The 26,360-nt window shown below is 39.7% G+C and carries 20 protein-coding genes; all 20 read left to right on the top strand.

The features are described from left to right. Positions 1–117: 117 nt before the first annotated feature. The 20 genes from AC58UW_RS08680 (at position 118) to AC58UW_RS08585 (ending at position 26,350) form a co-directional block, all read left to right on the top strand. Positions 118–1,692, top strand: coding sequence for a type 2 periplasmic-binding domain-containing protein (locus tag AC58UW_RS08680; RefSeq protein ID WP_497420291.1), 1,575 nt, complete (start codon positions 118–120; stop codon positions 1,690–1,692). A 341-nt stretch (positions 1,693–2,033) separates the two neighbouring features. Then, positions 2,034–2,819 (top strand): DUF6060 domain-containing protein, encoded by a 786-nt coding sequence (locus AC58UW_RS08675; protein WP_497420290.1) that lies wholly within the window; start codon positions 2,034–2,036, stop codon positions 2,817–2,819. A gap of 83 nt (positions 2,820–2,902) precedes the next feature. Next, complete coding sequence (locus AC58UW_RS08670; RefSeq protein ID WP_497420289.1) at positions 2,903–3,151, top strand: hypothetical protein; 249 nt, start codon at positions 2,903–2,905, stop codon at positions 3,149–3,151. A 162-nt stretch (positions 3,152–3,313) separates the two neighbouring features. Continuing rightward, positions 3,314–4,276 carry a Gfo/Idh/MocA family protein gene (locus AC58UW_RS08665; protein ID WP_497420288.1) on the top strand — a complete coding sequence of 321 codons (963 nt, stop codon included), beginning with the start codon at positions 3,314–3,316 and terminating at the stop codon, positions 4,274–4,276. An 18-nt stretch (positions 4,277–4,294) separates the two neighbouring features. Further along, complete coding sequence (locus tag AC58UW_RS08660) at positions 4,295–6,430, top strand: glycoside hydrolase family 31 protein (RefSeq protein WP_497420287.1); 2,136 nt, start codon at positions 4,295–4,297, stop codon at positions 6,428–6,430. Between the two features lie 51 nt (positions 6,431–6,481). Further along, positions 6,482–7,501: a response regulator transcription factor gene (locus AC58UW_RS08655; protein WP_497420286.1), complete on the top strand. Its 1,020-nt coding sequence runs from the start codon at positions 6,482–6,484 to the stop codon at positions 7,499–7,501. Beyond that, a complete protein-coding gene (locus AC58UW_RS08650; protein ID WP_497420285.1) occupies positions 7,498–9,318 on the top strand; it encodes a cache domain-containing sensor histidine kinase in 1,821 nt (606 codons plus the stop codon). The genes AC58UW_RS08655 and AC58UW_RS08650 overlap by 4 nt, the downstream gene beginning before the upstream one ends. 134 nt (positions 9,319–9,452) lie before the next feature. Then, entirely contained in the window at positions 9,453–11,348 is a 1,896-nt protein-coding gene (locus AC58UW_RS08645; protein WP_497420284.1) for a PrkA family serine protein kinase, read from the top strand. 470 nt (positions 11,349–11,818) lie between these two features. Then, entirely contained in the window at positions 11,819–12,139 is a 321-nt protein-coding gene (locus tag AC58UW_RS08640; RefSeq protein ID WP_497420283.1) for a hypothetical protein, read from the top strand. 394 nt (positions 12,140–12,533) lie between these two features. Continuing rightward, on the top strand, positions 12,534–13,367 hold the full coding sequence (locus AC58UW_RS08635; RefSeq protein ID WP_497420282.1) for a tyrosine-protein phosphatase: 834 nt from the start codon (positions 12,534–12,536) through the stop codon (positions 13,365–13,367). A 31-nt stretch (positions 13,368–13,398) separates the two neighbouring features. Further along, complete coding sequence (locus AC58UW_RS08630; protein WP_497420281.1) at positions 13,399–15,840, top strand: S-layer homology domain-containing protein; 2,442 nt, start codon at positions 13,399–13,401, stop codon at positions 15,838–15,840. A 96-nt stretch (positions 15,841–15,936) separates the two neighbouring features. Continuing rightward, positions 15,937–16,695 (top strand): YveK family protein, encoded by a 759-nt coding sequence (locus AC58UW_RS08625; RefSeq protein ID WP_497420280.1) that lies wholly within the window; start codon positions 15,937–15,939, stop codon positions 16,693–16,695. Beyond that, a complete protein-coding gene (locus AC58UW_RS08620; protein ID WP_497420279.1) occupies positions 16,676–17,362 on the top strand; it encodes a CpsD/CapB family tyrosine-protein kinase in 687 nt (228 codons plus the stop codon). Before AC58UW_RS08625 ends, AC58UW_RS08620 begins: the two co-directional genes overlap by 20 nt. Positions 17,363–17,621: 259 nt before the next feature. Next, positions 17,622–18,515 (top strand): UTP--glucose-1-phosphate uridylyltransferase GalU, encoded by an 894-nt coding sequence (galU, locus tag AC58UW_RS08615; RefSeq protein ID WP_497420278.1) that lies wholly within the window; start codon positions 17,622–17,624, stop codon positions 18,513–18,515. Between the two features lie 10 nt (positions 18,516–18,525). Then, a complete protein-coding gene (locus AC58UW_RS08610) occupies positions 18,526–19,227 on the top strand; it encodes a sugar transferase (protein WP_497420277.1) in 702 nt (233 codons plus the stop codon). A 23-nt stretch (positions 19,228–19,250) separates the two neighbouring features. Continuing rightward, complete coding sequence (gene wecC, locus AC58UW_RS08605) at positions 19,251–20,495, top strand: UDP-N-acetyl-D-mannosamine dehydrogenase (protein WP_497420276.1); 1,245 nt, start codon at positions 19,251–19,253, stop codon at positions 20,493–20,495. A 12-nt stretch (positions 20,496–20,507) separates the two neighbouring features. Further along, positions 20,508–22,472, top strand: coding sequence for an alginate lyase family protein (locus AC58UW_RS08600; protein ID WP_497420275.1), 1,965 nt, complete (start codon positions 20,508–20,510; stop codon positions 22,470–22,472). Positions 22,473–22,484: 12 nt separating this feature from the next. Further along, positions 22,485–23,621, top strand: coding sequence for a glycosyltransferase family 4 protein (locus AC58UW_RS08595; protein ID WP_497420274.1), 1,137 nt, complete (start codon positions 22,485–22,487; stop codon positions 23,619–23,621). Beyond that, positions 23,575–24,900, top strand: a complete 1,326-nt coding sequence (locus tag AC58UW_RS08590; RefSeq protein ID WP_497420273.1) for an oligosaccharide flippase family protein — start codon at positions 23,575–23,577, stop codon at positions 24,898–24,900. Before AC58UW_RS08595 ends, AC58UW_RS08590 begins: the two co-directional genes overlap by 47 nt. Positions 24,901–25,069: 169 nt before the next feature. Then, the gene (locus tag AC58UW_RS08585) at positions 25,070–26,350 is read left to right on the top strand and encodes an O-antigen ligase family protein (RefSeq protein ID WP_497420272.1); all 1,281 of its coding nucleotides are present in this window, start codon (positions 25,070–25,072) and stop codon (positions 26,348–26,350) included. Positions 26,351–26,360 lie beyond the last annotated feature (10 nt).

The raw sequence follows: 26,360 nt of genomic DNA, 5'->3' as shown, positions 1-26,360 counted from the left end.
CAATCGTATAAAATGACATAGCTCCTTAAATTTATACATTCAGAAAATTATAAGCAGTCGTTATGATAACACTGAGCAGTGAAACCGCTTGCAAAAAAGCTGGAAAGAAGGGGTCATATGAAAAAAACGATCAGTCTCACTCTCGCTGTCATCATGGCAGCATCCGCACTCACCGCCTGTTCAACGGATGGAAAAGTAGCGGAAAAAGCATCGTCGCAGCCGTCTGCAGATTCAAAGAAAGGACCGGCGAAATTCTCTATCCTGTTCCCGACGACTGTAAGTACAGGCTATCATACTCGCGTACCGGATCTGAACAAGGACAAATGGGTATTGAAGCTTGAGCAGCTAACCAACACGGATCTCGACGTCAAGGTGATGGAGGATGCCAAATTCGGCGTCATGTTCGCAAGTAACGACATCCCGGATGTAGTCGGCAGTATTGGCGGTCCCGGCAGTAAATCGATGTCCGGTTCCGTTGAGAACGGTGTCTTCATGCCGCTGGACGATCTGCTGAAACAGTACGCTCCGAATTTGATGAAATCGATTCCGAAAGCAGCTTGGGACAGCGTTTCGTATGAAGGTAAAATTTATGGTGTGCCTGAATTTTTGAGCAATCCATCCCGTCGTTCGACCTACATTCGGACGGATCTGCTGGAGAAGGCAGGCCTTCAAGCGCCGAAAACCGTGGATGAATTCCTGAATGTGCTGCGGGCGTTCAAGAAGCTGGGCGTCGAGAATCCGTATCAAATGAGGGAGAACTTCAAGTATGCGGACGTTATTTTGGGCGCGTTCGATGTGCTGCCTTACAAAGATCAATTTGAACTGGTGAACGGTCAGGTTGTTCCGAAATTTTTCGATGTAGAAAATGTGCAAAAAGCGCTTACTACGTATAAAACGATGTACGATGAAGGTTTGATTCCTAAGGAATTCGCTACGATTTCCTCCACGGATTTCTCCAAAAATATTGAGTCAGGCAAAGCCGGCATTTGGTCGCAGAACGCTTCAGGCTTACCGGGTTACCGTACGAAAATTCAACAAGCCGTTCCTGGATCCAAGGTTGAAATCGTAGGCTCGCCAAAAGGACCAGAAGGGAAAGGCGGATACTTCTATTACGCGCCAGTCATTCGAACCTTCTTCATTAACAAAAATGTGAAGCAAGAAACAGCCGTAGATATTATTAAATTCTTCGATTGGATGATTACGCCAGAAGCTGAAACTTTCTTCACTTTCGGAATTGAAGGAGATACGTACACCAAGGACGCCAGCGGCAACATCAACTATAAGTTCCCGACGACCAAGGAAGAGACGGACGAAGAAGGCTTCCGCAGCGGAACGATGTGGGCGGTGCATGACTCCACCTACAACAAACCAAGACTGCTGCTCAACGAGGATGGCAAAGCCACTTTGAAAGCATTTGATGAGGTGTTAACGAAGGAAGGGCTGCCTGGTATTGGCTTCTATCCGGATTTGAGCACATTCTCGAAATTCCCGGATCTTGCGGCGCCGCAACCGGATGTAGGTCCCAAAATCATCGTTGATCATATGATTAAAATGATTTACGGCAAAGAACCTATCACCGATTGGCCAAAAGTCATCGAAGAGTACAAGTCCAAAGGCGGTAACGAAATTATTAAAGAAGCGACGGATCGTTGGAACAAGAAGCAAGGCGCGATTATGATTGATATTAAATAAATAGCCGGAGAAGTATCCATCAGCAGAGCTGTTTGCTGATGGATACTTTTTTATTGTTTAGGAAATTATGCATTTTCGAATTTTTGGATGAGCCTGACCTGATATACAACAATGCTTTTGTAAATGATTATCCAGATCTATCAATATTTTTAAATGTGTATACACGAAAAATAATTTCCAAAAAACGGAACTTTTTTTATTATTGATGTCTAAACAATAGAAACATAAATTTGTTAATTATTAGGAGGTGTTCCAAATGTTTATTTAGAAGGAATTATTTATACTTTGGTTTTATCTGCGTAATCAGAACTTATCTTAAAAAAATTAGGAGGAATTATTTTATGAATGTTTTTTCTCGCTCTCTTTTAAAAACTGGTGGAGTATTGGCTCTCGTATACGTTTTGGGTTTATCTGTAACAAATGGAAGTGCTTTTGCTCAAAATAAGTTGAACGAAAGATATTCAATCGTAACAGTAGATGAGAAAGAGGTCATTCGTGACTCAGTTGATAAGGTTTACATATCTAGCCCTGTTTTATCGGATGGTACTAAACTAACTTTACAAAATTATAAGAATATCCTTGAAGAATCCGATTTGATTCAGGACAAAATTGAGAAAGAAAAAGCAATGAAACCTTTAAATGGAACAGAAGATTTACGAACTAAGGACTTATCAGCAGCAGCTGCGCTTATCACAATTCCTTCCTACGATGAAGATCTAGGTTGGCAGGCAACAGGAACTAAAGTTCAAGTTTCAGCTTGGGTGCAGTGTCCAGCAGGGTCAACCGCTTGTACAATTCAATCTACGAACCAGAAGACGATTTCTCACTCTTTTTCTACAAATGTTGAAAGTGGCTGGAAAGAATATATCCGTATTGGCGCCTCTTATCAATTCCAATATCAATTGGCCACTTCAACCTCTTACACATTACCAATAGATCCAGGGAAAACTGGTTATATGTCATTTAGACCTTGGATTAATTACACTCGAGGTATAGTAACCGTAAACTATTACACAAATGGTTGGTATAGTGGTTCGACAACGAGTGGTATGGTATATGCTAACGGACCAGATAAATTGTCGAGCGGTGAAGCAAATGGTATTTATGCGGTTGAATACCCATATTAATAAATGTAAAATGTAACTAATAAGGAAAAGGTTTACACAATAAAGTTTGTGTAGATCTTTTTTTCAAAAAAGGAGGTATGATAATGATTCAGGCATTGAGATGGGTACTAATCGCTTCCGGATCTTTCTTAATAGGACTAGCTGGATTAGAAAAGATAATTCTATTTTCAGCGGTATTTAACAAGACACATGCCATGGATAAAGAAGCAATTCTACTCAATATTCCTAAATATTTTTGGAATATAACGAATTATACATTTTACTTCGGCTTGATAATGCTAGTGGCAGGTATTGCAGTAGTTGTATATTCGAAAGTTAAAAGCACTAATTGATTTATTAAACAGAGACTGTCCTAAGCGAGTGTTGACTAGGGACAGTCTTTTTTTATTAGCACAAATCGTAAAAAATGACATACGATCTTAATTTTATCCTTTCTGAGTGCCGGATTAATTTCTATAATGAAGGCAACGAAACGATGGAGAGGTGTGTTGTGTGTGAAAGCGATATTGGTTGGTTTAGGCTCGGCAGGATTCAGCTGGTATAAGCGTCTGCGAGATCAAGGTTTATTGGCAGCCGTTGTTGAAGTGGATGCAGCGATGAAAGAGAAAATGCAGAATGAGCCCTTTCCCTTCTACACATCATTAGAGGAAGCCTTGCAGCAGGAAGAGGCGGACTTTCTTGTCAATGTAACTTCTCCAATGGTGCACACCGTGGTGAATCATGCAGCATTTGACCGTAAACTGGCGGTTTTATGTGAAAAGCCGATTTCCTTTAATTATGAGGAATCCATTGAGGTTGTGGCTCGCGCGGAGCGAGAAAAGCTGCCTTTCATGATCGCAGAAAATTACCGCAGGATGCCGCATATACGCAAAATGAAACAGCTTCTGGACGAGGGCGTTATCGGCAGCTTGTCCTCTATGGATGTACAGTTTTACAGATATCACAATGTCCAAAGAAGATACACGGTCAGCATTCTGGATGACATTGGTGTTCACCACTTTGATTTATTTCGTTATTTTAGCGGAAGAGAAGGCAACACGGTGCAGGCGAAGCTGTATAATCCGATCAATGCGTGGGAGCAAGACGGCGCCATTATTAATGCTTATGCGTTCTTAGAGATGGATAACGGTATTACGGCTTCGTATAACGCCTCCATCTCGGCTAGAGGAACAGAGACGCCGTGGAGCGGGAACTGGCGATTGGAAGGTACGGAGGGAGCGATTGAATACATCGATAAGGAGATTCGCGTCATCCGGGATGGCGAGGTTCAGGTGATAGAAGATTACAGCGGTATTGATGTTACGGATACACTTGCTGAGTTCCTGGCTTCGCTGCGAGAAGGACGAGAGTCGGAGACAAGCGGCAGAGATTATCTGAAAACGCAGGCGCTTGTTCATTATGCAAAGTTGTCTAGCAGTAATGGACAGACGTACGCCATTCTGGTTCCAACATTATAGATGAAAGGAGATTCGAACATGCTGATCACAAAATGGGAACAAGCAGCGCCAGGCATATGGCGTTTGACAATCAAAGAGCCTCAGGGGATCACCCCGCTAACTTGGATGGGGGTAACACCTAAGGATGAGGTTTTGCAGCAAATGCCGCAGGTAAAGCCGCCTTTTGCCTGGGATCATATCAAGCTTGAGGAAGCAGGAGGGAACTTCATTCTGTCCTTTCCGCTGAACCCAACCGAGAAGCTGTATGGGACGGGCCTGCAGCTGCTGCGAATGAATATACGGGGAAGAACCCGTTATTTGCGTGTAAACAGCGATCCTAAGCAGGATACGGGGGAAACGCATGCTCCTGTCCCTTTTTATGTGAGCGATCAAGGGTATGGTGTCTGGGTGGATACTTCACGCATCGTAACGATGTATTGCGGCTCAACTTTGAAACAAGAGGATACGCAGCAGGAAGAGATTCGTGATCGCAATACGGATAAGGGCTGGAAGGCAACGCCGGTGGCTTCTCGGGTGGAAATCCAGATTCCGGCCGAAGGCGCAGTCGTCTATTTGTTTGGCGGACCAACTCTTTCAGAAGTAGTTGCTAGATACAATTTAATGTGCGGGGGAGGCGTCTTGCCTCCGAAGTGGGGACTTGGTTTCTGGCACCGCGTTCCGACGCTATACAGCGATCAGCAAGTGCTTGAAGAAGCCGAACAATTCCGTCTTCACGATTTCCCATGTGATGTCATCGGACTGGAACCTGGCTGGCACAGTCACAGCTACCCTGTCAGTTATGAATGGGAAAAAAACCGATTCCCTGAGCCCGCCAGCTTTGTAAATGAACTGGCGCAAAAGGGCTTCCGTGTGAACCTTTGGGAGCATCCTTACGTTTCGCCTGAGAGCGAATTGTATGTAGATTTGCAGCCGCTTTCAGGGACCCATACCGTGTGGGGCGGGCTTGCGCCGGATTACTCTTTGCCAGAGGCAGCTGAGCTTTATAAGAAACAGCATGAGAAGCAGCACGTCAATATCGGAGTATCGGGGTACAAGCTGGATGAATGCGATGGCAGTGAATTGACGAACAATTCCTGGATGTTCCCGGCACATGCCCAGTTCCCATCCGGCTTGGACGGCGAGCAGATGAGGCAGATGTATGGGTTAATGTTCCAAAAAATGACGGCCGATCTATTCCGAAAACAAAACCGACGAACGTACGGACTGGTTAGAGCCTCGGGTGGCGCTGCTTCCACGATGCCTTATGTCCTGTACTCGGATTTATATGACCATAAGCAGTTTATTCGCGGCATTTGCAGCTCTTCCTTCAGCGGCCTGCTGTGGACACCGGAGGTTCGCAGGGCGAGAAATGCCGAAGATTGGGTCCGGCGGATGCAAACCGTATGTTTCTCGCCGATGGCCATGCTGAACGCGTGGGGAGACGGGACAAAACCTTGGTCCTTCCCAGAGGTAGAGGGTACAGTACGGCATTATATCAAGCTGCGGATGAAGCTTCTGCCGTATTTGTATACAGCTTTTGCCGTTTACCGCGAGCAAGGAATTCCGCCTTTTCAGGCGATGCCGTTTGTTATGACGCCAGCTGAAATTGCCGCTGCGGAAGCCAAATTAGCCACAGATGAGCAGCAACTTTTGAATACGACGGATGCCGCGTACGGCAAGAAAAAGGCAAGAGAGTGGGACGACCAGTACATGGTCGGTGATGCGCTGCTTGTAGCTCCTTTGGTTGAGGGGGAAACAGAGCGTGAGGTGCTTCTGCCTGCTGGTATTTGGTACGGCTTGGAGACTGGAGAGCGGTATACCGGCGGCTGTGTGATCCGGGTGCAAGCGGGCTTTGAGCATATTCCTGTTTTTGTAAAAAGCGGCTCCATCCTTCCTATGATGGCTGCACTTCCGCATGTTCCGGCACCTGGGACGCCTACAGGGATTGAATTGGTGCATTTTGGCACCGAACCAGGCACAGCAAGGCTTTATGATGATGATGGCGAAACCTTTGATTACGAGCAAGGCAAGCGCAGTTGGTTCAATATAGCTGTCACGGTTGATCAAGATGGTAATTATACCGGTGCATGGACGGGAGATAACGATCAATCGTCATCCTATGTCGGGGTCACTTGGCGGTTCGCACAAACGCGTTTGTTGATGAACGAGCAGTAGTAGGTTATCATATTTGGATTAGCAGCGCAGATAGCATGAGGAGGTCTGGACATGCATGTATTGATCGTAGACGATGAACCTGTTATTCGCAGAGGGATGGTCAAGATGGCGGAGCTGTACACCCCCGCTTTCTCCAAAATTCAGACAGCCGAGAACGGCGAGGCTGCTTTGGAGCAAATTCGGGCGTCAGAGCCTGATCTGGTGTTGACGGATGTTCGCATGCCCAAAATGGACGGACTGGAATTATGCAAAATTATTCATGAGGAGTTTCCTCATATTAAAACCGTTGTCATATCCGGTTACAATGACTTTGAATATGCACAAAAGAGCATGAATTACGGTGTCAGGCACTATTTATTGAAGCCGGCTACCAAAAGCGATGTCCATGACATGTTGGATCAGCTGATCAAAAAACCGAAACACGGTTATTTATCGCCATCACGTTATATCGAGTGGATCGATCAGATGGAACAGCAAATATGGGCGTTGCAAATGGAGGAATTCAGGAACCTCATCACAGGCTGGCGTGAATACTGCCTATCGGCGAATATCTCGCTAGCCCAGCTGAAGGAGCTGCTGGATGATTGTAATGCGCTTCTTGTGAAACGCTTTCAAGCGCGCCATTACTCGCCGGCATCCGTTCCTGCTCATCTGCAGGCAGATAGTGTCAAAGAAGCGCTAGACGCGTTCGAGAAAGGTCTTATGAACATGATCAGCGGGCTGCACGCAGTCCGCAGCGGTCATTTCAAAGATCCGATGGAAGAAGCCAAGGCGTATATCGACAGCCGGTTGTCAGAGGATATATCTTTGGATCAAGTCGCTGCTATGGTTGGATTAACGCCGACGTATTTCAGCTCGCTTTTCAAAAAGATCACGCAAGAGACCTTTGTCCAATACCGGATTAACAAACGAATGGCGAAGGCGAAGGAAATGCTGTCCGCACCACACGTTCGAATCGTTGATGTTGCAGCGGATGTAGGGTATGACGATTACCCCCATTTTACAAAAACCTTTAAGAAAATTGTCGGCGTTTCCCCGACGGAATACCGCGCCAGTTTAGGTATCAGATGAAGATAAGAGGTTTCACGAAGAAAATATTCGCGTATTTCCTGATTGTTATTATCCTTTCGCTCAGCTGTGTAGGTATCTTCTCCTATATCATTACTTCTGGAGAACTGGAAGAGATGGTAGAAAATCAAATGAATCAAATTGCCGGCAACGCTGTTCACCATACCGATCTGTATCTCCAGGACTACGAACGCTCGATTATCTCGTTGTTAACAAATAGACAGATTATGGAGTTCATTGATCTGCCTACCACAAGGGAAGAATATGACTACTATTTGTACCGGAAAACAATCCGGGAATTTAGTGTAGACCCTTTATTTATACGCAATCCCAAACTCGCTTCTGTCTATCTGATCAGTGATAAGAAGAACGCGGTTTACTATTATAATAATGTGAATGAGCAATCCTTCAATGCCGAAGACATCCAAAAGCAGCGCGATTATTTTCTCGCGAATACGACGGCTGACGGACAATTAAGCATCTTGAATCACACGATCATCGAAGGGCAAGAGAACCAAATGCTAACGATCGTCCGCCGTATTCGCGGCTACACGTCACCGGAATTGTCCGGCTTACTTGCGATTGAGATGCGTTCTGCCGATCTATCCGCCTTATGGAAAGGCATTGATTTGGGGAAGTATGGGTACCTGTTTATCATCGATGATAAAGGGCGTTACATTTATCACCCGGATGGGTTAAAAGTCGGCACGACCGTTCCGAAGGCTTTTTCTGAAAAGCTGAATCAAGCCGGTTCGCATTCCTTCACCGACGCCTATGAAGGCGATGAGCGCATGTATGTAAGCCGCAAATCGGAGTCATCCGATTGGCAGCTTGTTGTGTCCATGCCGGTTCGTGAGCTGCGCAAACCGCTCTCCAACATCCGCTCGACAACGCTGGTCGTCGGTCTGTTCACTTTGATTTTGGCGATGCTGCTCGCCTACAGATTCGGCAAATCGATTGCCAAACCCGTTCAAACGCTCAAATCCGGCATGCGGGAGACGGAAAAAGGGAATTGGGCGACGATTCCGCTCCCTCCTCACCGCGATGAAATTGTTGAGCTGATGGTCCGCTATAATTTGATGGTCAAGCGGCTTTCTGAAGCCGTAGACCGCGTCGTGCAAGTGGAATTAAGCAATTCCGAAATTCGGATGGAACGCCAGAAGGCGGAATTTCAGTCATTGCAGCTGCAGATTAATCCGCATTTTATGTACAACACACTGGAGACTATCGTTTGCTACGCGACCATTCAAGACTCCGAGGAGATTTCTGAAATTGTGAAGGCGTTGGCTTACATGCTGCGCTACTCCGTTCAGACGAATCTAGAGGAAATAACGGTAGCGAATGAGTTGAAGCACGTCATGTATTATTTGGTCGTATTAAGGCATCGCATAGGCCGGGAGTTCGAGATTGATGTGGCGATTAAGCCTGAATATTTGCTTCATGTCATGGTTCGTTTGACGCTGCAGCCGCTGGTTGAAAATGTCTTTCAACATGCCTTCCCGGACGGCCTGGAGGATTATCATGTTATCCGGATCGATGGCGGGGTTAAGGGTGGCATCTTTTGGATCAGTGTGGAGGATAACGGCTCTGGGATGTCAGAAGCGAAGCTTGGGCAGCTCCAAGAGAAGTTGAATACCAATAGACTGGCAGATGGCGAAGTAGATGAAGCGGGTAAAAAGGGCGGCATCGGCGTTTTAAACGTCCATCGGAGAATTCAGATGGTTTATGGTGAGCAGTATGGACTGCGAATTGAAAGCAAGCTTGAGCAGGGCACCAAGATGATCATGGCAATGCCGGCGTTGCCCAAAAAGCTGGAGTAGGTGTTTCTTATGAAAACTAATTCTCATAAAAATTTCGGGCAAGTTATCTTCTGTGGGTGCATAGGATTGTAGTACACAATTCACCATCACGAGCTGACCTATATTTTGAAAGGCAGCAGTGAAAGGAGGTACCCATGGACATATTCAAAAGAATTTCGGAGCATCGTACGGAGAAGGATGCATTGAGCTGGACCGGTACGTTCGCGGAGTACATAGAATTGCTTCGCAAAAATCCTGGACTCGCAAGAACTGCACATTCCAGAGTCTATGATATGATTGCTTCGCAAGGGATTAATGATCAATCCGGGCACAAGTCTTACAAATTTTTCAACCAAGAGATTTTTGGTCTGGATCGAGCGATTGAGAAGCTGGTAGAAGAATATTTCCACTCCGCTGCCCGTCGATTGGATGTTCGTAAACGTATTTTGCTGCTAATGGGTCCTGTAAGCGGTGGTAAATCCACAATTGTGACTATGCTAAAACGTGGATTAGAGCAGTTTGCCAAAACGGATTTGGGGGCCGTCTACGCGATCAAAGGGTGCCCGATGCACGAGGAACCGCTTCATCTCATTCCGATGGAACTGCGTCCCGAGATCGAGCGAGAGCTAAATGTGAAAATCGAAGGAAGCTTATGTCCTTCCTGCCAAATGCGGTTGAAAACCGAATTTAACGGCTGCATTGAAGACGTCATGGTGGAGCGTGTGTTTGTTTCAGAGGAAGGTCGTGTCGGTATCGGGACCTTTAGCCCTTCGGATCCCAAATCACAAGATATCGCCGATCTGACAGGAAGTATCGATTTCTCGACGATAACGGAGTTTGGTTCCGAATCCGATCCTCGTGCTTACCGGTTCGATGGGGAGCTCAACAAGGCCAACCGTGGGATCATGGAATTCCAGGAAATGCTGAAGTGCGATGAGAAGTTCCTCTGGAACCTGCTCTCACTTACGCAAGAGGGGAATTTCAAAGCGGGACGCTTCGCACTCATCAGTGCCGACGAGCTCATCGTTGCTCATACGAACGAAACGGAGTACAAATCATTTATTGCCAATAAGAAGAATGAGGCGTTGCAATCCAGGATGATTGTCATGCCAATTCCGTATAACCTTCGGGTATCCGATGAAGAGAAAATTTACTATAAGCTCATCGGACAGAGCGATATGTCGCACATTCACACAGCCCCGCACTCGCTGCGTGTGGCAGCGATCTTCTCCATCCTGACCCGTCTGAAGGAAACGAAGAAGCAAGGGATGGATTTGGTCAAAAAAATGCGGATGTACGACGGCGAAGTCGTCGAAGGCTACAAAGAAGCCGATCTGAAAGAAATGCAAAATGAATTCCAAGAAGAAGGCATGAGCGGTATCGATCCGCGTTATGTGATCAACCGGATTTCGAGCGCTCTGATTAGGCAGGATCTTCAGTGCATTAACGCGCTAGATGTGCTGCGTGCTCTGAAAGATGGCTTGGATCAGCATCCGTCGATTACGAAGGATGAGCGTGAGCGGTATCTGAACTTCATTTCCGTCGCGCGCAAAGAGTACGATGATATTGCCAAGAAAGAAGTGCAGAAGGCCTTCGTTTATTCCTTCGAAGAGTCAGCCAAAACCATTTTCGACAACTATCTCGATAATATTGAGGCTTACTGCAACTGGGGCAAAATCAAGGATCCGCTCACCGGTGAGGAGATGGATCCAGATGAGCGCCTGATGCGTTCGATCGAGGAACAAATCGGCATTTCCGAAAATGCGAAAAAAGCGTTCCGTGAAGAAATTCTGATCCGTATTTCCTCCTATTCCCGCAAGGGCCGGAAATTCGATTACAGCAGTCACGAACGCCTGCGTGAAGCCATCGAGAAGAAGCTGTTTGCTGATCTGAAAGATATCGTGAAGATTACGACATCGTCCAAAACGCCGGATGAGAAGCAGCTGAAGAAGATCAACGATGTTACGAAGCAGTTAATTGATGAGCACGGGTATTGCCCAGTATGCGCCAATGAATTGCTGCGTTATGTGGGGAGCTTGCTGAACAGATAATAAGATTTTTAAGCCTGAGGCGCTGATGACGCTTCGGGCTTTTTTGTTTGGGCTGGAGAGTGGAGCAGGGCTTAACCAATACTCTTCCCCTCTTCTCATGGTGCGATAGCCGCGGCATCGATGTGCTCATCCCGAGTACAACTTTGTCACGTAAAGGGGCCAATAGCTGATGGTAGCTATGCCTGTATCTATTTGGTAAATGGGAACACGGAATCTATCAATCTATCATATACTATTTTAACTTCTAGTAAGGGAGGTGTAACAGACAATGAAAGGGAACTTCATGAAAAAGACGGGGATTGTTTTCTTGTTTTTTGTAAGCTTTATGGCTGTGCTCATGACATGGGAAATGAATATATTATCGAATTATGGGGGGATATGCTTAATAGTATTTTGTTTCGGCGCAGCCATACTAATGTGGTTGGATGTGCTGGAAGTCAACGAGGGCACTCAACGATCTGTAAAAAAGGATGACAGTCGAACAAAAGCCGAACACTGAACCTCCAAAGGACAATTCCCCCCAGAATAAATCCAATGAACCGAACAAATCATCAGATCTTTTCGGATTTGGCAGGATGATGGACAAACTTCCCCTCCACAAGCTTTCAGCGCGTATGGCGTATTGTATGTTTTTTGATTTGCTTCTCCTCTTATTCGTAATCATTTTGCGTGTAACCGGAACCCAAGTGAATGAATTCCCCAATGCGTGGGATTTTCGATTTATTGTCATGACGACGATCATTGTTTTTTTTATTGGGCTTTGCGATCTTATGAATATTCGGAAGAAATAGTTGGTTTTTAAACTTTCAATAAAGCAAGCCTCAATTTTGTGAACAATAAATTGGGGCATTTTTAATCTACAATACCTCTAGGTGGAATAGAAGCGGCTTTAATAGGTAGATTAATCTGACAATTATAAGGGCGTATTCGACCCTATGAAAGTAGCACATAATGTCATTTGATGTCGAATAAAGGTGGAACGTCGGATATTATGTTTGAAATAGGCCTTTAGTCATTTATATAGGATAGATTCATTGGAAATTTCGAAATATTATTTCGATTATTTATTTGATAAAGAATAAATAAAGTTCTGATTAAGTTCTGATAGTAGTTCAAATTTCCTACTGTTTGCTGTAGGCAGGATATAGCAAATATGCTAAAATGCAGAGAGTATCAGTAAAAAAGATGTTGTTAATTGTCTTATTTTGTGCCTATTTACTATTTTGTAGCAGAATGAGGTTCCTAATGATTGATATACATAGTCATATACTACCGGGTGTTGATGATGGGTCCTGCGACTTAGAGAACTCCATTTCGATGGCCAAGCAAGCTGTCGTACATGGCATACACTCCGTCATTGCTACCCCCCATCATGAGAATGGTAAATTTACAAATGAGATTGAATTTGTTGAATTGCGTGTCAAATTATTTCGAGAAGAACTTGAAAAAAGGAATATTCCGCTTCGCATACTTGCCGGTCAAGAAGTACGAGTATATCGAGGATTAATCGAGGATATTGAAGTCAAGAGAACATCTACGCTAAATGGTTCTCGGTACATGTTGTTAGAATTCCCTTCTGATCGGATATCAACAGGTACACATGAGCTGCTTCACGAGTTGAGCTTAATGAACATTGTACCTATTATTGCTCATCCAGAGAGAAATCGGGAGATAGCTGAGAATCCCTTGAAACTTCTCGAGCTAATTCAGCTTGGTGCTTTATCCCAAATAACAGCTCATTCACTAACAGGAAGCTTCGGAAAATTCATTCAGACCTTATCGCTGGATTTATGCAAAAATCATTTGGCACATTTCATTTCATCAGATGCTCATAATACAACAAATCGAGGTTTTGCCCTTGCCGGGGCTTATGACATATTGCAAGAAAAGCTAGGGATGGATATCGTGAACACCTTCCAAAATAACGCAAACAGTATCATCCATGACCTAGAAATCGAGAGATATCAACCTGTTTGGGCGAAACCAAAGTGGTTTCAGTTTTGGAAATCAAATATATAAGCTAACTAATTTAAATGAGGTGAATTTTAGCATGACGATGAAAAAGAAAGTAACTGTTACAACATTGGCAGCAAGCATGATGTTTGCATCTATTGCTGGACTACCGTTGAGTGAGAAAGGCTTGGCAAGTAAGCTAGGATTCACTGTTAACGTGGCTTCAGCAAGTACAATTTTAGATCAACTTAATGCTTTACAAGCTGAATTAGCTAGAGATGCAGCAGGACTTGCCAGGGTGAATTCAGTTAAGCAATACGCAAAAGATCATCCTATTACAGATAAGAACTTACAGCATGAGTTGACGGCAGAAGTCTGGGACAAAATTAAAGATAATGCTCCAACTTTGCAATACGCGTCCGTTGCACAACTTATTAATGCTTTAGACTTATTTTTAGGAGACTCTAATTCCATTGACCAATTGATCCAAGACGAGAACAACCGAATTGCGATCAGTTTACTGTTCACATCGGTCGGTCTTCCTGGCATTGATGAACCAGACGGTTTGAAAAAGAGTGACATTATCGCATTCCAACAAGCAGCACTTGATGCTTTGAATAGCAAAAAAGATGAGCTTCTGGCAAAAGTGGCAGAGGTCATCATTATTGGTGGCGCAGTGGATTCAGAAGCTATCAAAAAAGAAATTAATGACATTGTAACTAAAGATGTATTAGAGGCACACAGCGATCTGCTCATTTCTAAATTATTGAACAAGTACGGTATTACCTTAGGTGATCTGAATGCTGTACAAAACAGAATCGCGAACTATGTCGATGCACAATCGAACTCAACAATTGCCAAAGATGCTAGAACAGCCTTTGAATCTGCTGGATTGAGATATCTTTTAGGTGACAGAATTAAATATGCAAAAAGCAACGGAAGTACATCTTCTGTGGAATTTCCTTCTCTAAGTGTGACTTATAACAACCAAGAGTACCCATTGCCTCCGAATTTACTGAATTGGAGTGCTGTAGGATCTGGCATTAAATATGACGGAGTTGCTAAAGCATTTGTTTTGACTGGAACTACCCAAGCCTCCGCAAAGATAGAAGTGCGAGATACGAAATTAGGCTTATTGCTCTATATTTCTAAGGACGCATTAACGTTATCGCCTCCTAGCACGAGTCCTGGCACAGGTCCTAGTGGTGGCGGTGGCGGTGTCACACCTCCGCCTGCTACAACTGATCCCACAAAACCAGATTTAGGCAGCCTATTGAAGGAACTAAACGGGGCAACCGAAGATAGAAAGCAAGAGATCTTCAAGGAAGCTCAAACCAAAGTTGAAAATGCCATTAAACAATTAGCAACCTTAGAACTTAAATCTCTAATTACGATCCAAGGCGACACTGCAAAGCCGCAATTAAATGTGTCTGAACTCGTAAGCAAGCTGAAGGACATTGCAGCACAAGCCAAAGCGCTTAATGACCAATTGAAAGCATTGAATCCGGACGCGAAGGAAGCAAAAATTCAGCTTACCCTTGATTTCGGAGCCATTACTGCCAAAACAACAGAAATTCCGTTAGCGAAAGACCTGTTAGCGGCTGCAATCGCAAATGGGGTAGATACAATCGCGATTTCCATGAACGGACTTTCACTTGCGGTAAGCCCTTCTGAATTCGGTGCGGATACAACACTTAAAGTGACTAATCAAGATTCGTCTGTCGCAACGAGTGTAACACAACTGCCTGTGGCATCTGGTGTATATGAATTTGAATTTGCATCAGGCGGCAGTAAAGTAGAAAGCTTTAGTAAACCTGTTGAAGTGACGATTCCGGTACCTAACGGCAATCAATTCGATACCGAATTGTTGTCACTGGCCAAAATTGTAGACGGGAAATTAGAATTTTACGGTGGAAGCTACGGAAATGGGTCGTTAAAAGGTCTGCGTAACTCCTTCTCCACGTATACCGTAGTCGAGAATAAAGTGTCTTTCGAAGATACAGCTTCTGTTAAAGCATGGGCAGGCAGACAAATTCAAGTCGCAGCTGCGAAAGGAATTTTAGAAGGGCGTGCTGAAAAAGCCTTCGATCCAAATGGATTCGTGACACGCGCCGAATTCGCGAAAATGATCGTCAAAACGTTCTCCTTAGAAAAAGCCAATGCAACGGAAGACTTTGATGATGTAAGCGATGCGGATTGGTACAAAGTCTATGTTGCTTCTGCTGTTAAGAGTGGCATTGTGAACGGGAAAGAAGCAGGTAAGTTTGATCCGACTGGGAAAATTACACGTGCTGAAATGGCAGTTATGTCTTCCAGAGCGCTATCGCTCAAAGGAGTATCTATGGCTCCAGCGAAGGTTGATGAAGCTCTTAAAGGATTTACTGACGCAAACGAGATTAACAGCTCTTTGAAAAATGGCGTTGCACTTGCAGCAAGCGAAGGAATCATTATTGGTGAAGAGGGCAATGTTTTCAATCCTAATGCAAATTCGACTCGTGCTCAAGCAGCAGTAGTAATTTATCGTTTATTGAATAAATAAGCAAATGGAGGAATCCTCCTCTCGAATTAGAGGGGGGTTCCTTGAATTTTCGCAAATACCGGCACATATAGACAGAACAGATATGGAGGGAACGGAATGGAACTGGATTTAAGGGATTATATAAAAATTGTTCAAAAAAGGGTGTGGATGATAGTCACAATTGTTTTACTAGCAACGATTACAACAGGTGTTATTAGTTACTTTTTTATGCAGCCGGTTTACGAGGCATCAACGAAGCTAATCGTTAATAAATCGAATGATCAAGTTGGTTTATCCCAAGTCGACATTAATACAGTAAATTTGAATATTAGACTGATTGATACATATAAGGAAATTATTAAAACCCCTAGAATTATGGACAAGGTAGTCACGGATTACCCGGAATTGAAAATAAGTGCCGAGAATTTAGTCAAGACCGTAAAAGTCAGCTCGGTTAATAATACACAAGTTATGACCCTGATCGTTCAAGATGCTTCGTATGAACGAGCTGCAAACATTGTGAATGCCGTGTCTAAAGTATTTCAAAGTGAAATACCTAAGATTATGAAAGTGGATAATATCTCACTGTTGAATGAAGCGAAAAATATCGATCAACCAATACCGGTAAAGCCGAATAAAAACTTAAACATTGCCATTAGTTTTGTTGTATCCCTCATGCTTGGTTTAGGAATAGCCTTTTTGCTTGAATTCTTGGACGATAAATTAAAAACAGAGGAAGAAGTGCAGCAGTATCTGGGGCTGCCAACCTTAACGATGATTACGAAGATGAGGTCGGAAGATTTTCAAAGTCAAAGTAGTAAGAATACAGTTGAACAAAGGGTAGGGGAGCCATCACGTGTCAAACTCAACCAATAAGAGACCGATTATCACCCATCAAAATCCAAAATCACCCATCTCTGAAGCGTATCGAACACTAAGAACCAATATCCAATTTTCATCGATCGATGAAGAATTAAAAGTGCTAATGATAACCTCCGCAGGACCTGGAGAGGGTAAATCGACTACACTAGTTAACCTTGCAGTAGCTTATGCTCAAGCAGACAAGAACGTATTAATTATAGATGCGGATCTAAGAAAACCAACGATGCATCATACATTGCAAGTTTCCAACCGTTGGGGGCTTACCAATTTGTTAACAAATCAGTTATCCATTCTTGAAGTTTTGCAGGATACATCTATAAAGAATTTAAGCATTATTACATCGGGTCCAATTCCGCCTAACCCATCAGAAATTCTTTCATCTAAAAAAATGATAGGTGTGTTAGAGGAGTTAAGGCAGCAATTCGATATTATTCTTATCGATGCCCCGCCTGCAATTGCAGTAACTGATTCTCAGATCATAGCCACCCGTGCTGATGGCGTCATATTGGTTATCGATTCTGACAAAGTGAAAAGAGACGCTGCACTAAAAGCGAAACAAAATCTTGACAATGTAAGGGCTAGAATACTTGGAGTTGTTCTTAACAACGTAGATAGAAAAAACAAAGATTCATACTATTACTACTATGGTGAGAGTAAATAGGTTGGAAGTTATTGAACATTTCACAGTAGTACAAATGTAGTTACTTTCAGGTAATATCTACTGAACCTCTATCACTGTAGATACTCGTCCATGCTGTGGGTGCTTGTCACCTTAGATGTTTATCATCGATGGTGTGGGGTGAGGTGGGGTTCAATGCCCTTATTTTTATTAAAAAAACGAGTCGTGTTGTTTTCATGGAAGACAACATGCCTGGTTTTTTTAATTCTTTAAATAAATAGATAAAAATGGAGGGATACACATGAAGGGGAAGGTAAGAAAAGCAATTATACCTGCAGCAGGCTTAGGGACAAGATTCTTGCCAGCAACCAAAGCGATGCCTAAGGAAATGCTTCCCATTGTTGATAAGCCTACCATTCAATACATCGTTGAAGAGGCTGTTGAATCAGGCATTGAGGATATTATCATCGTTACAGGTAAAGGGAAGCGGGCTATTGAAGATCATTTTGATAACGCGTTTGAACTTGAATATAACTTAGCGGAAAAAGGAAAGCTTCAACTTCTTGAAGAGATATTAAGACCAGCTAAAGTTGAAATTCATTATATTCGACAAAAAGAAGCCAAAGGATTAGGTCATGCTGTATGGTGTGCACGCCGTTTTATTGGAAATGAGCCTTTTGCCGTTTTATTAGGGGATGATATCGTAAGTGCTAGCACCCCTTGCTTAAAACAACTCATGAAACAATATGAAATCACTCAATCGTCTGTGATCGGTGTGCAGCCAGTAACTGATCAAGAAACTAAAAGATATGGCATTATTGACCCCATTAGTAAAGAAGAAAATTTATATCATGTCCGAAACTTAGTAGAAAAGCCGGCATATGGAACAGCGCCTTCTAATTTAGCAATAATGGGACGTTACATTCTTACTCCTGAAATCTTTGATTTTCTTGAGCTTCAGGAAACAGGAGCTGGGGGAGAAATTCAACTAACAGATGCCATCAGTAAACTAAACGCAATACAAAACGTGTATGCTTATCATTTTACTGGCACTCGCTATGATGTAGGTGAGAAACTCGGATTTATTCTTACTTCGTTAGAATTTGCTCTAAAAAATGATGAGCTTAGAATCCCGTTACTTCAAGAAATAAATAAAATTATTCAACGAGAAACGTTGCCCCATGCTATTGGGTAGGAGGGATTAAATGCCGAATCTATCTAATGATACACCCTTACTAGAAAATAACCAATATTACAAAAGGACTAATAAGAGATATATAAAAGTAATAGAAAGCCCGAATACTTTGTACTTGTTGACTAAGCGCTTAATAGACATTGTGGGTGCTTGTACTGGCATGCTTTTGTTATTCCCATTATTTCTTATAACTGCGGTACTTATAAAACTTGAAGATCCAAAGGGAACTGTGTTTTTCTACCAACAGCGAGTGGGCAAACATGAGAAGTTATTTAAAATGTATAAATTTAGATCTATGGTTAGCAACGCAGAGGAGCTTTTTGAGGGACTTCTAGCTAAGAACGAGATTGAAGGACACATGTTCAAAATAAAAGAAGATCCACGGGTCACTAAAATCGGTAAGTTTATACGGAAATCAAGCATAGATGAGCTTCCTCAACTCTGGAATGTTTTGAAAGGTGATATGAGTCTTGTTGGGCCTAGACCTCCGCTTGTTCGTGAAGTAGAAAGGTACAGTAGTTACCACAAACAGCGTTTATTGGTCACACCAGGTTGCACGGGACTGTGGCAGGTTAATGGGAGAAATAAAGTGGGCTTTGAACAGATGGTTGAGTTGGATTTGGAGTATATAAATAAAAAAAGTATCCTTCTCGAGTTTAAAATAATTTTCAAGACATTTTTTGTTTTATTTGGTTCGAAAGATGCATTTTAGTGAGAGGATAAGTGAAGTATCACATGAATAATTCAAAAATATGTGTAATAGGATTGGGGTATATTGGTTTACCTACAGCAAGCTTACTAGCAACCAAGGGATATAATGTTCACGGCGTAGATGTTAATGAAAGTGCAGTCAATATGATTAACAATGGACAGGTTCATATTTATGAACCAGATCTGGACATTCTGGTTAAAGCTGCAGTACAAAGTGGTAAGCTTAAAGCGTCAACGCAGCCTGAAGAGGCTGACATATTTATTATTTCAGTACCAACGCCTTTTAAAGATGGATTTAAACCTGATTTAACATATGTTGAAAGTGCTACTAGATCAATTGCTCCTTATATCAAGGCAGATGACTTAGTTATTTTGGAGTCTACTAGTCCGGTAGGTACTACCGAAAAAGTAGCTCAATGGATATTGGAAGAAAGACCAGAGTTGACAGTTTCACGAGACGCGAATTTGCAATGCGATAGATTTTACGTTTCTCATTGCCCAGAGCGAGTACTGCCAGGACATATTCTTAAAGAATTAGTTGATAATGATCGGATTATCGGCGGAATTGATCAACCTTCTACAACTAAAACAGTTGAATTTTATCGTCAGTTTGTAAATGGAAAAATACTAGAGACTAACGCGAGAACGGCAGAACTGGCAAAACTTACAGAAAACTCATTCAGGGATGTTAATATTGCATTTGCTAATGAGTTATCTATGATTTGTGATCACTTGGATATTAATGTATGGGAGCTTATTCGTTTAGCAAATCATCATCCCAGAGTAAATATTTTACAACCTGGTCCAGGTGTAGGGGGACATTGTATCGCAGTGGATCCATGGTTTATTGTAGATGCAGCTCCTGAGCAAGCTAAGTTAATTCAGACAGCTCGTGTTGTTAATGACTATAAACCAGGATATGTTGTAGAGAAAGTAAAAGCGAAAGCAGAACGATTTAAGGAGCCAGTTATTGCATGTCTGGGTCTTTCTTTTAAGGCAAACATTGATGATTTAAGGGAGAGTCCGTCAGTCGAGATTGTGCACCACTTATCTAAACTGAATGTTGGTAAATTGAATGTTGTGGAACCTCATATAAATCGTTTGCCGAAAGAATTGCTGGAAGACAATATTCAATTAATGGCAACTGAAGAAGCTATCAAAGCTTCAGACATAGTGCTGCTATTGGTAAATCATCACTTTTTCAATAATATTGATAAAAGTTTATTGAAAGAGAAAATTGTAATCGATACAAGAGGTTTTTTTGAGTAAGTTTTTCAGTCCATGGAGGAAGAAATGGTAGACTTATCTAATAAAATTAAGAAGGCAAAAAACATGCCTCTAGATGTATTGATGGGCAAAATTGGCACGAAATTAATGTTACCGATAAAAAGTCAAACGAGAAGATATATACCAATAACACTTGATGATCAACATTTTCATAGATTTAGCACCGATTGTAAATTTTTAATCGATGCAGATAAAAAAGATTTCTATGTAAGTAAGATATTTGAGATAGACAACTTGAGTGAGACGATTATTCAAGATGCTGATAGAATATGTTTGCATATTTTTAATCTACTTGGATCAAATGAAATTTACCTTGGTGAAAAGTTACCTTGGAACAAAGATTTTAAAAGCAATTTTATATGGAAAAATAAATATTATAAAAAAATAAAGGTTGTTGATTTAAATAATAATTCTGATGTGAAAATTCCTTGGGAATTATCAAGATTTCAACACGTTTTTACTTTGGGTAAGGCATATCTGATAACAAATAATGAGAAGTATGCTATTGAATTTATGCAAGAAATAAAAGACTGGATTGAAATGAATCCTGTCGAAATGTCAGTTAACTGGACTTGTGCAATGGATGTTGCAATACGAGCTGTTAATTGGATAGTGGGATACCATTTTTTTAAAAATTCTCCATCAATAAGTAAAACTTTTTGGACTATGTTAAATAAAAGTTTATACTTGCATGGGAGATTCATAATGGAAAATTTGGAGAGAAACAGCACTATTAATGGTAATCACTACATATCTGATTTAATCGGGCTGATTTGGCTGGGGGTCTATTTCCAAGGCTATAAAGCTCAATCTAACCATAGAGGAAACAACCCGCAAATATGGATGAGTTTTGCTTTGAGTGAATTAGAACGTGAAATGTTTATTCAAGTAAATGAAGATGGAACTAATTTCGAGGCTTCTACTTCCTATCACCGTCTTGTTACTGAGTTATTTTTACTAACTACCATATTATGTAGTGTAAACAAGATTTATTTTTCTAATAACTTTGTAGCTAGGTTAGAAAAAATGTGTGATTTCATTGTGGATATTACGAAACCAAATGGTCTATCTCCTATTATTGGAGATGCAGATGACGGAAGGCTGTTGATCTGTTCCAACTATGCGTCTTGGGAAAGGAATGACTATAGACATTTATTGGCTATTGCGGGGGAATTCTTCGATCGAGATGATTATAGGTGTTTTGGAAGAAAATATAAAGAGGATGCTTTATGGATAACAGGAAATTATAAGGATCTCGTTGAATCATCTGTTTTGTTAAAATCTAAAGATTATAAAGATGGCGGTTATTACATTCTTCGAAATGAAAATATGTACTGCAGCATAAGATGTGGGGAGTTATCTGTTAGGGGAGAAGGTTGGCACAGCCATAATGATCAACTAAGTTTTGAATTAAATGTTAATGAAAGGGATTTTATTATTGATCCAGGCTCATATATCTATACAGCTAATTATAAAATGAGGAATCAATTTAGGTCTACGGAAATGCATAATACGATAAAAATAGACCAATGTGAACAAAATGATTTTGATATCTATAATTTATTTTATATGAAAGAGCAGACTTTTTCTATATGTGAGAAATTTGATGATACATGTTTTGTTGGGAGACATCATGGATATAAAGAAAAATTAGGAATTACTCATAAAAGAATGTTCTCATTATTTGAGAATTATCTTGAAATACAAGATCAACTACTGGGTAATCAGGCTGGAGAATATCGCATGATTTTCAATTTACATCCTGATGTGATACTCGAAAAAAATGATAAAGGTTTTATTCTAAATAATAAAGGCGTGAAAATGCAACTTATTACAGATAAAGATTCATTTATTGAAGAATCTTATGTTTCCTTCCAATATGGAATAAAGCTGAAATCAAAGAAAATAGTTGTTATTATTAATAATTCACATATTTTCACTAGAATGAAACTGTTATGAGGAGGTAAGAAAATGAAAATAGCTTTATTTGGAACGTACCCTTCTCCATATGGTGGGAGGTCTGTCCATTTAAAAAGATTGCATCAATTTTTAGAAAAAGCAGGATGCGATATTCATGTTTACTCAGATAATATATCTAGAGGATGGCTTAGAAAAACAAATGAAATTTTATTAACAATTTGGAAGGAAAAATACGATGTACTTCATTTTCATGATCGTAATTTTAGGTTAATAACTCCATTAATACTGCTATCGAAGCTATTAAATTTTAATATTATACTAACATATCATAGTTTCAGAGATTATCCGGAACAATATAATGTATTTAAAAAGTTTCTTTTTAAATTTTCTATTAAAAGAATAGATAAATTTATATGTGTGGGTGAGAATGAAAGAATTAAGTTGGCTAAGTATGTTGATGAAGGAAAAATTGTTGTAATTCCACCTTATTTAAATCCAGATGATAATCTTATAGATAATAGTGATATACCCAAAGAAGTTTGGAATTATATTTCTGATTCGAATATTTTGATTTCAGCAAATGGAAATATTAGATTTCATAACCAACAAGATTTATATGGATTAGATCTATTAATTAAATTAGTTGAGAAATTGAAAGAAAACAACAGAAATGTAAATCTAATATTTGCTTTACTAGCACAAGAATATCAAACGAACGAGGAACGTAGTTACTATAATGAATTAAAAGAAGTAATATCTAAAAGTAATTTGCAGAATGATATATATATATATGAAGTGGAAAACTCAGAATTATATCCGATTTTAAAAAAGTCGCATTTGTTTATAAGACCAACAAATACGGATAGTTATGGCATTTCAATTGCAGAAGCCATTTTTTTTAATGTCCCATCTATCGCAAGTGATGTATGCAATAGACCGGAAGGAACTACTCTCTTTAGGTCAAGAGATATAGACGATTTATATAATAAAACAATAAGAATCCTTGATAATTATGAGGAAGAAAAAGCAAAAGTTATGAATATCCATATAGAAGACAATGCTGAGAAAGTATTAGAAGTATACAAGGGAATTAATATGGAAGTAGTGAGAATTCATGTGAACTCCTCAAAGGGGAAGGGAAATGGAGATAAAGGAAATAATTTTAAATATAAAAAAAATCCAAAATAAAATAAAACTAGTCTTTAAAAAAATTTTGAATGTTGGTTTCCTTCACCTATTATCCGCTAATATTTTACTTCAGGTTGCTGGATTCGGAGGGCAGATATTCTTAACAAGATTTCTTTCTATTGAGGACATTGGCGGTATAAGAGTTCTGCAATCTTTTTTAGGAATAATATTAATTATTGCAACACTTGGGATAAACACAGCTATTCTTAGATATTGTTCTGAGAATATAGGACAGCAAAAGAAATACAAACTATTTAATGTAGGAATAAAATTAAATCTATTAATTTCAATTGTAGTTGTAATAATTGTCTACCTTTTGTCAAACCTCGGTGTGCTTTCAAATGAATCATCTATAAATATTGCAATGCAGGTTTACATTATTCAATTACCTTTCTTAGTTATTAGTGGCTTGACAATTTCTTATCTTCAAGCTCAGAAAAACATTAAAGCAATGTCTAAAGTGCAAAGCGTATCGAGAATACTGGTACTATTAGTGAGTTCTATACTTGCATATATATTTGGGTTTATGGGCTATGTAGTAGGAATAGTAGTTTCAAATGTGCTGACTTTTGTACTCCTAGTACCGTTAATTAAAAGTGAGCTAAGAGCATTTAAATCTTCAAAACTAAATATGCATGAAACAATAAAGCTGTTTAATATTGGGGGATTTGCATTTTTAGCTAATTTATTAGGTCAGTTAATAATTTCTCTAAATATTATTATTGCAAACTACCTAGGTGTTGATAAGCAGCAAATAGGATATTATAGCATCGCGCAATTAATTATTAGTACCTTAATGATGGTTCCTTCAACTTTAAACCAAATTATGGTTCCTTATCTATCTGAACAATCTAATAATATTGATAAGCTCATTGAGGTTCTTAATGTATATCAGAAGAGAATGACGTTAATTATTACTATAATAGCACTACTAGCTTTATTTATCATTCCAGTTTTTATACCTGTGGTTTTTGGAAGTAAATATTATTTAGCAATTAATTATTTCAAAATTTTGCTGTTGGGATTGGTGTTCTGGAGTTTATACTCGCCCAAAGGAATTACATTAATGAGCATTGGGAGAATTGATCTTAATTTTTATGTAAGTCTATGGTCTTTTAGTATAAATTTGATATTAAACTTATTACTAATAAGACAGTATGGCATGATTGGTTCAGCGATTGCTAATACATTTACTTATTTTATAACTATATTTGTTAATAATTATTATTTTAAAAAGTATTACATTAGCAATAAAGTCAATTTTATAGCTAGCAAATGAGATGTGTTACTGGCGATCTAAACATGGAATACTCACTTCAAAAAAATTCCCTGGAAAAGAAGTAAAAATAAAACACTTTTTTAGTTTTACTAATTTCTAGTTGGGCAATAATGTGAGCTGTTTATTCCGATACATTGATAAGTTAAAAGTATGTAAAAGGGAGAATCATATGTATGTAATGATTTTAAAATTATTATTATTATTTACTTTTGGAATAATTATCAATAGGCAGATTGGTAGCGAAAATGAGTTCGTTATATATTCTTCTACTATGCTCAGCATTGTATATATTGCTTCATTTATAATAAATACATCTGTGAAACGTATTACAATAAAAATTAGTCGTTTCGAAATGTTGATATATCTGATTATTATGTTTTATATAATGTTCGCCTTAATAAACGCTTATTATTTTGATGTTTCTGATACACCACAGGTTATTATCGATATTATTCCTTATATAACATTTATCTTCCTCTCATTAGATTTAAAAAGATATCAGGGTATGGATATTAAGCAAGAGTTGATTCACTTTGCCACTATAATCTTTATCAGTTGTTCCATTCTAGCTCTTGTATTATTTATATTTGGATACAGTCGACTGCAAGTATCTATATCATCATTATCTATAAACTTCACTCCAACATCTGAATATATAAACGAATTTAATGAACCTAGATTATCCTGGTTTATGTCGCATAAATCAAAATATGCTTTTTTTTGCATGATAGGTATTATCTTTATCATTTTAAATAATAAGTTAAGTAAAAAACTTAAAACATTATTTGTCCTTCTACAATTAATTAATATATACTTTTCAAATTCTATAACAGTTTTATTTTCTAGTCTAATGATGATATTCTTTTTATTTAATTTATCTAATAATAATAAATTAATAAAAAGATTTAGTTATCCACTATTTTTTGCACTGATTATTTTAACATCCAAAGAAGGCTACACATTACTTAGTGCTGAAAGAGATGTTGCTAGCCTTGGAGCTAGAAGGTATATTTGGCAATCAGCGATTGATTTCATACATGCAAATCCGTATGGCGTAGTTTTGATTAAAAAAGAGAACTATCTTTTTACCAATTTCTATGGTTCGGCAGCTTTTACTAATGCACATAATCAATTTCTTAATGAATTTATGAAAAATGGTTTTATTGGAGGGGCATTATTTACAATTTTTATTTTGCTTATATTGTTGAGATTATATAAATCAGATAAAAAAATGATAGGATTTATTATTGCAGCGATAATTGCTTGTATGATGGATAGCATTCTTAATTATGAAATGCTTACAATTTTCCTATACAGTATTCCACTTATTATTTACAAAGAACATAAAGTGATTTTAGCTGATACCACGCGATCAAATTATTTTGTAGAAAAAAAGATAAGTATATTAAATAGTGAACAACTAGATATTAATGTAAAATCTAAATTTTAATTAACAATTT

It is taken from the genome of Paenibacillus sp. J22R160 (assembly GCF_059692135.1).
This window is presented reverse-complemented; position numbering and strand designations above follow the sequence as displayed.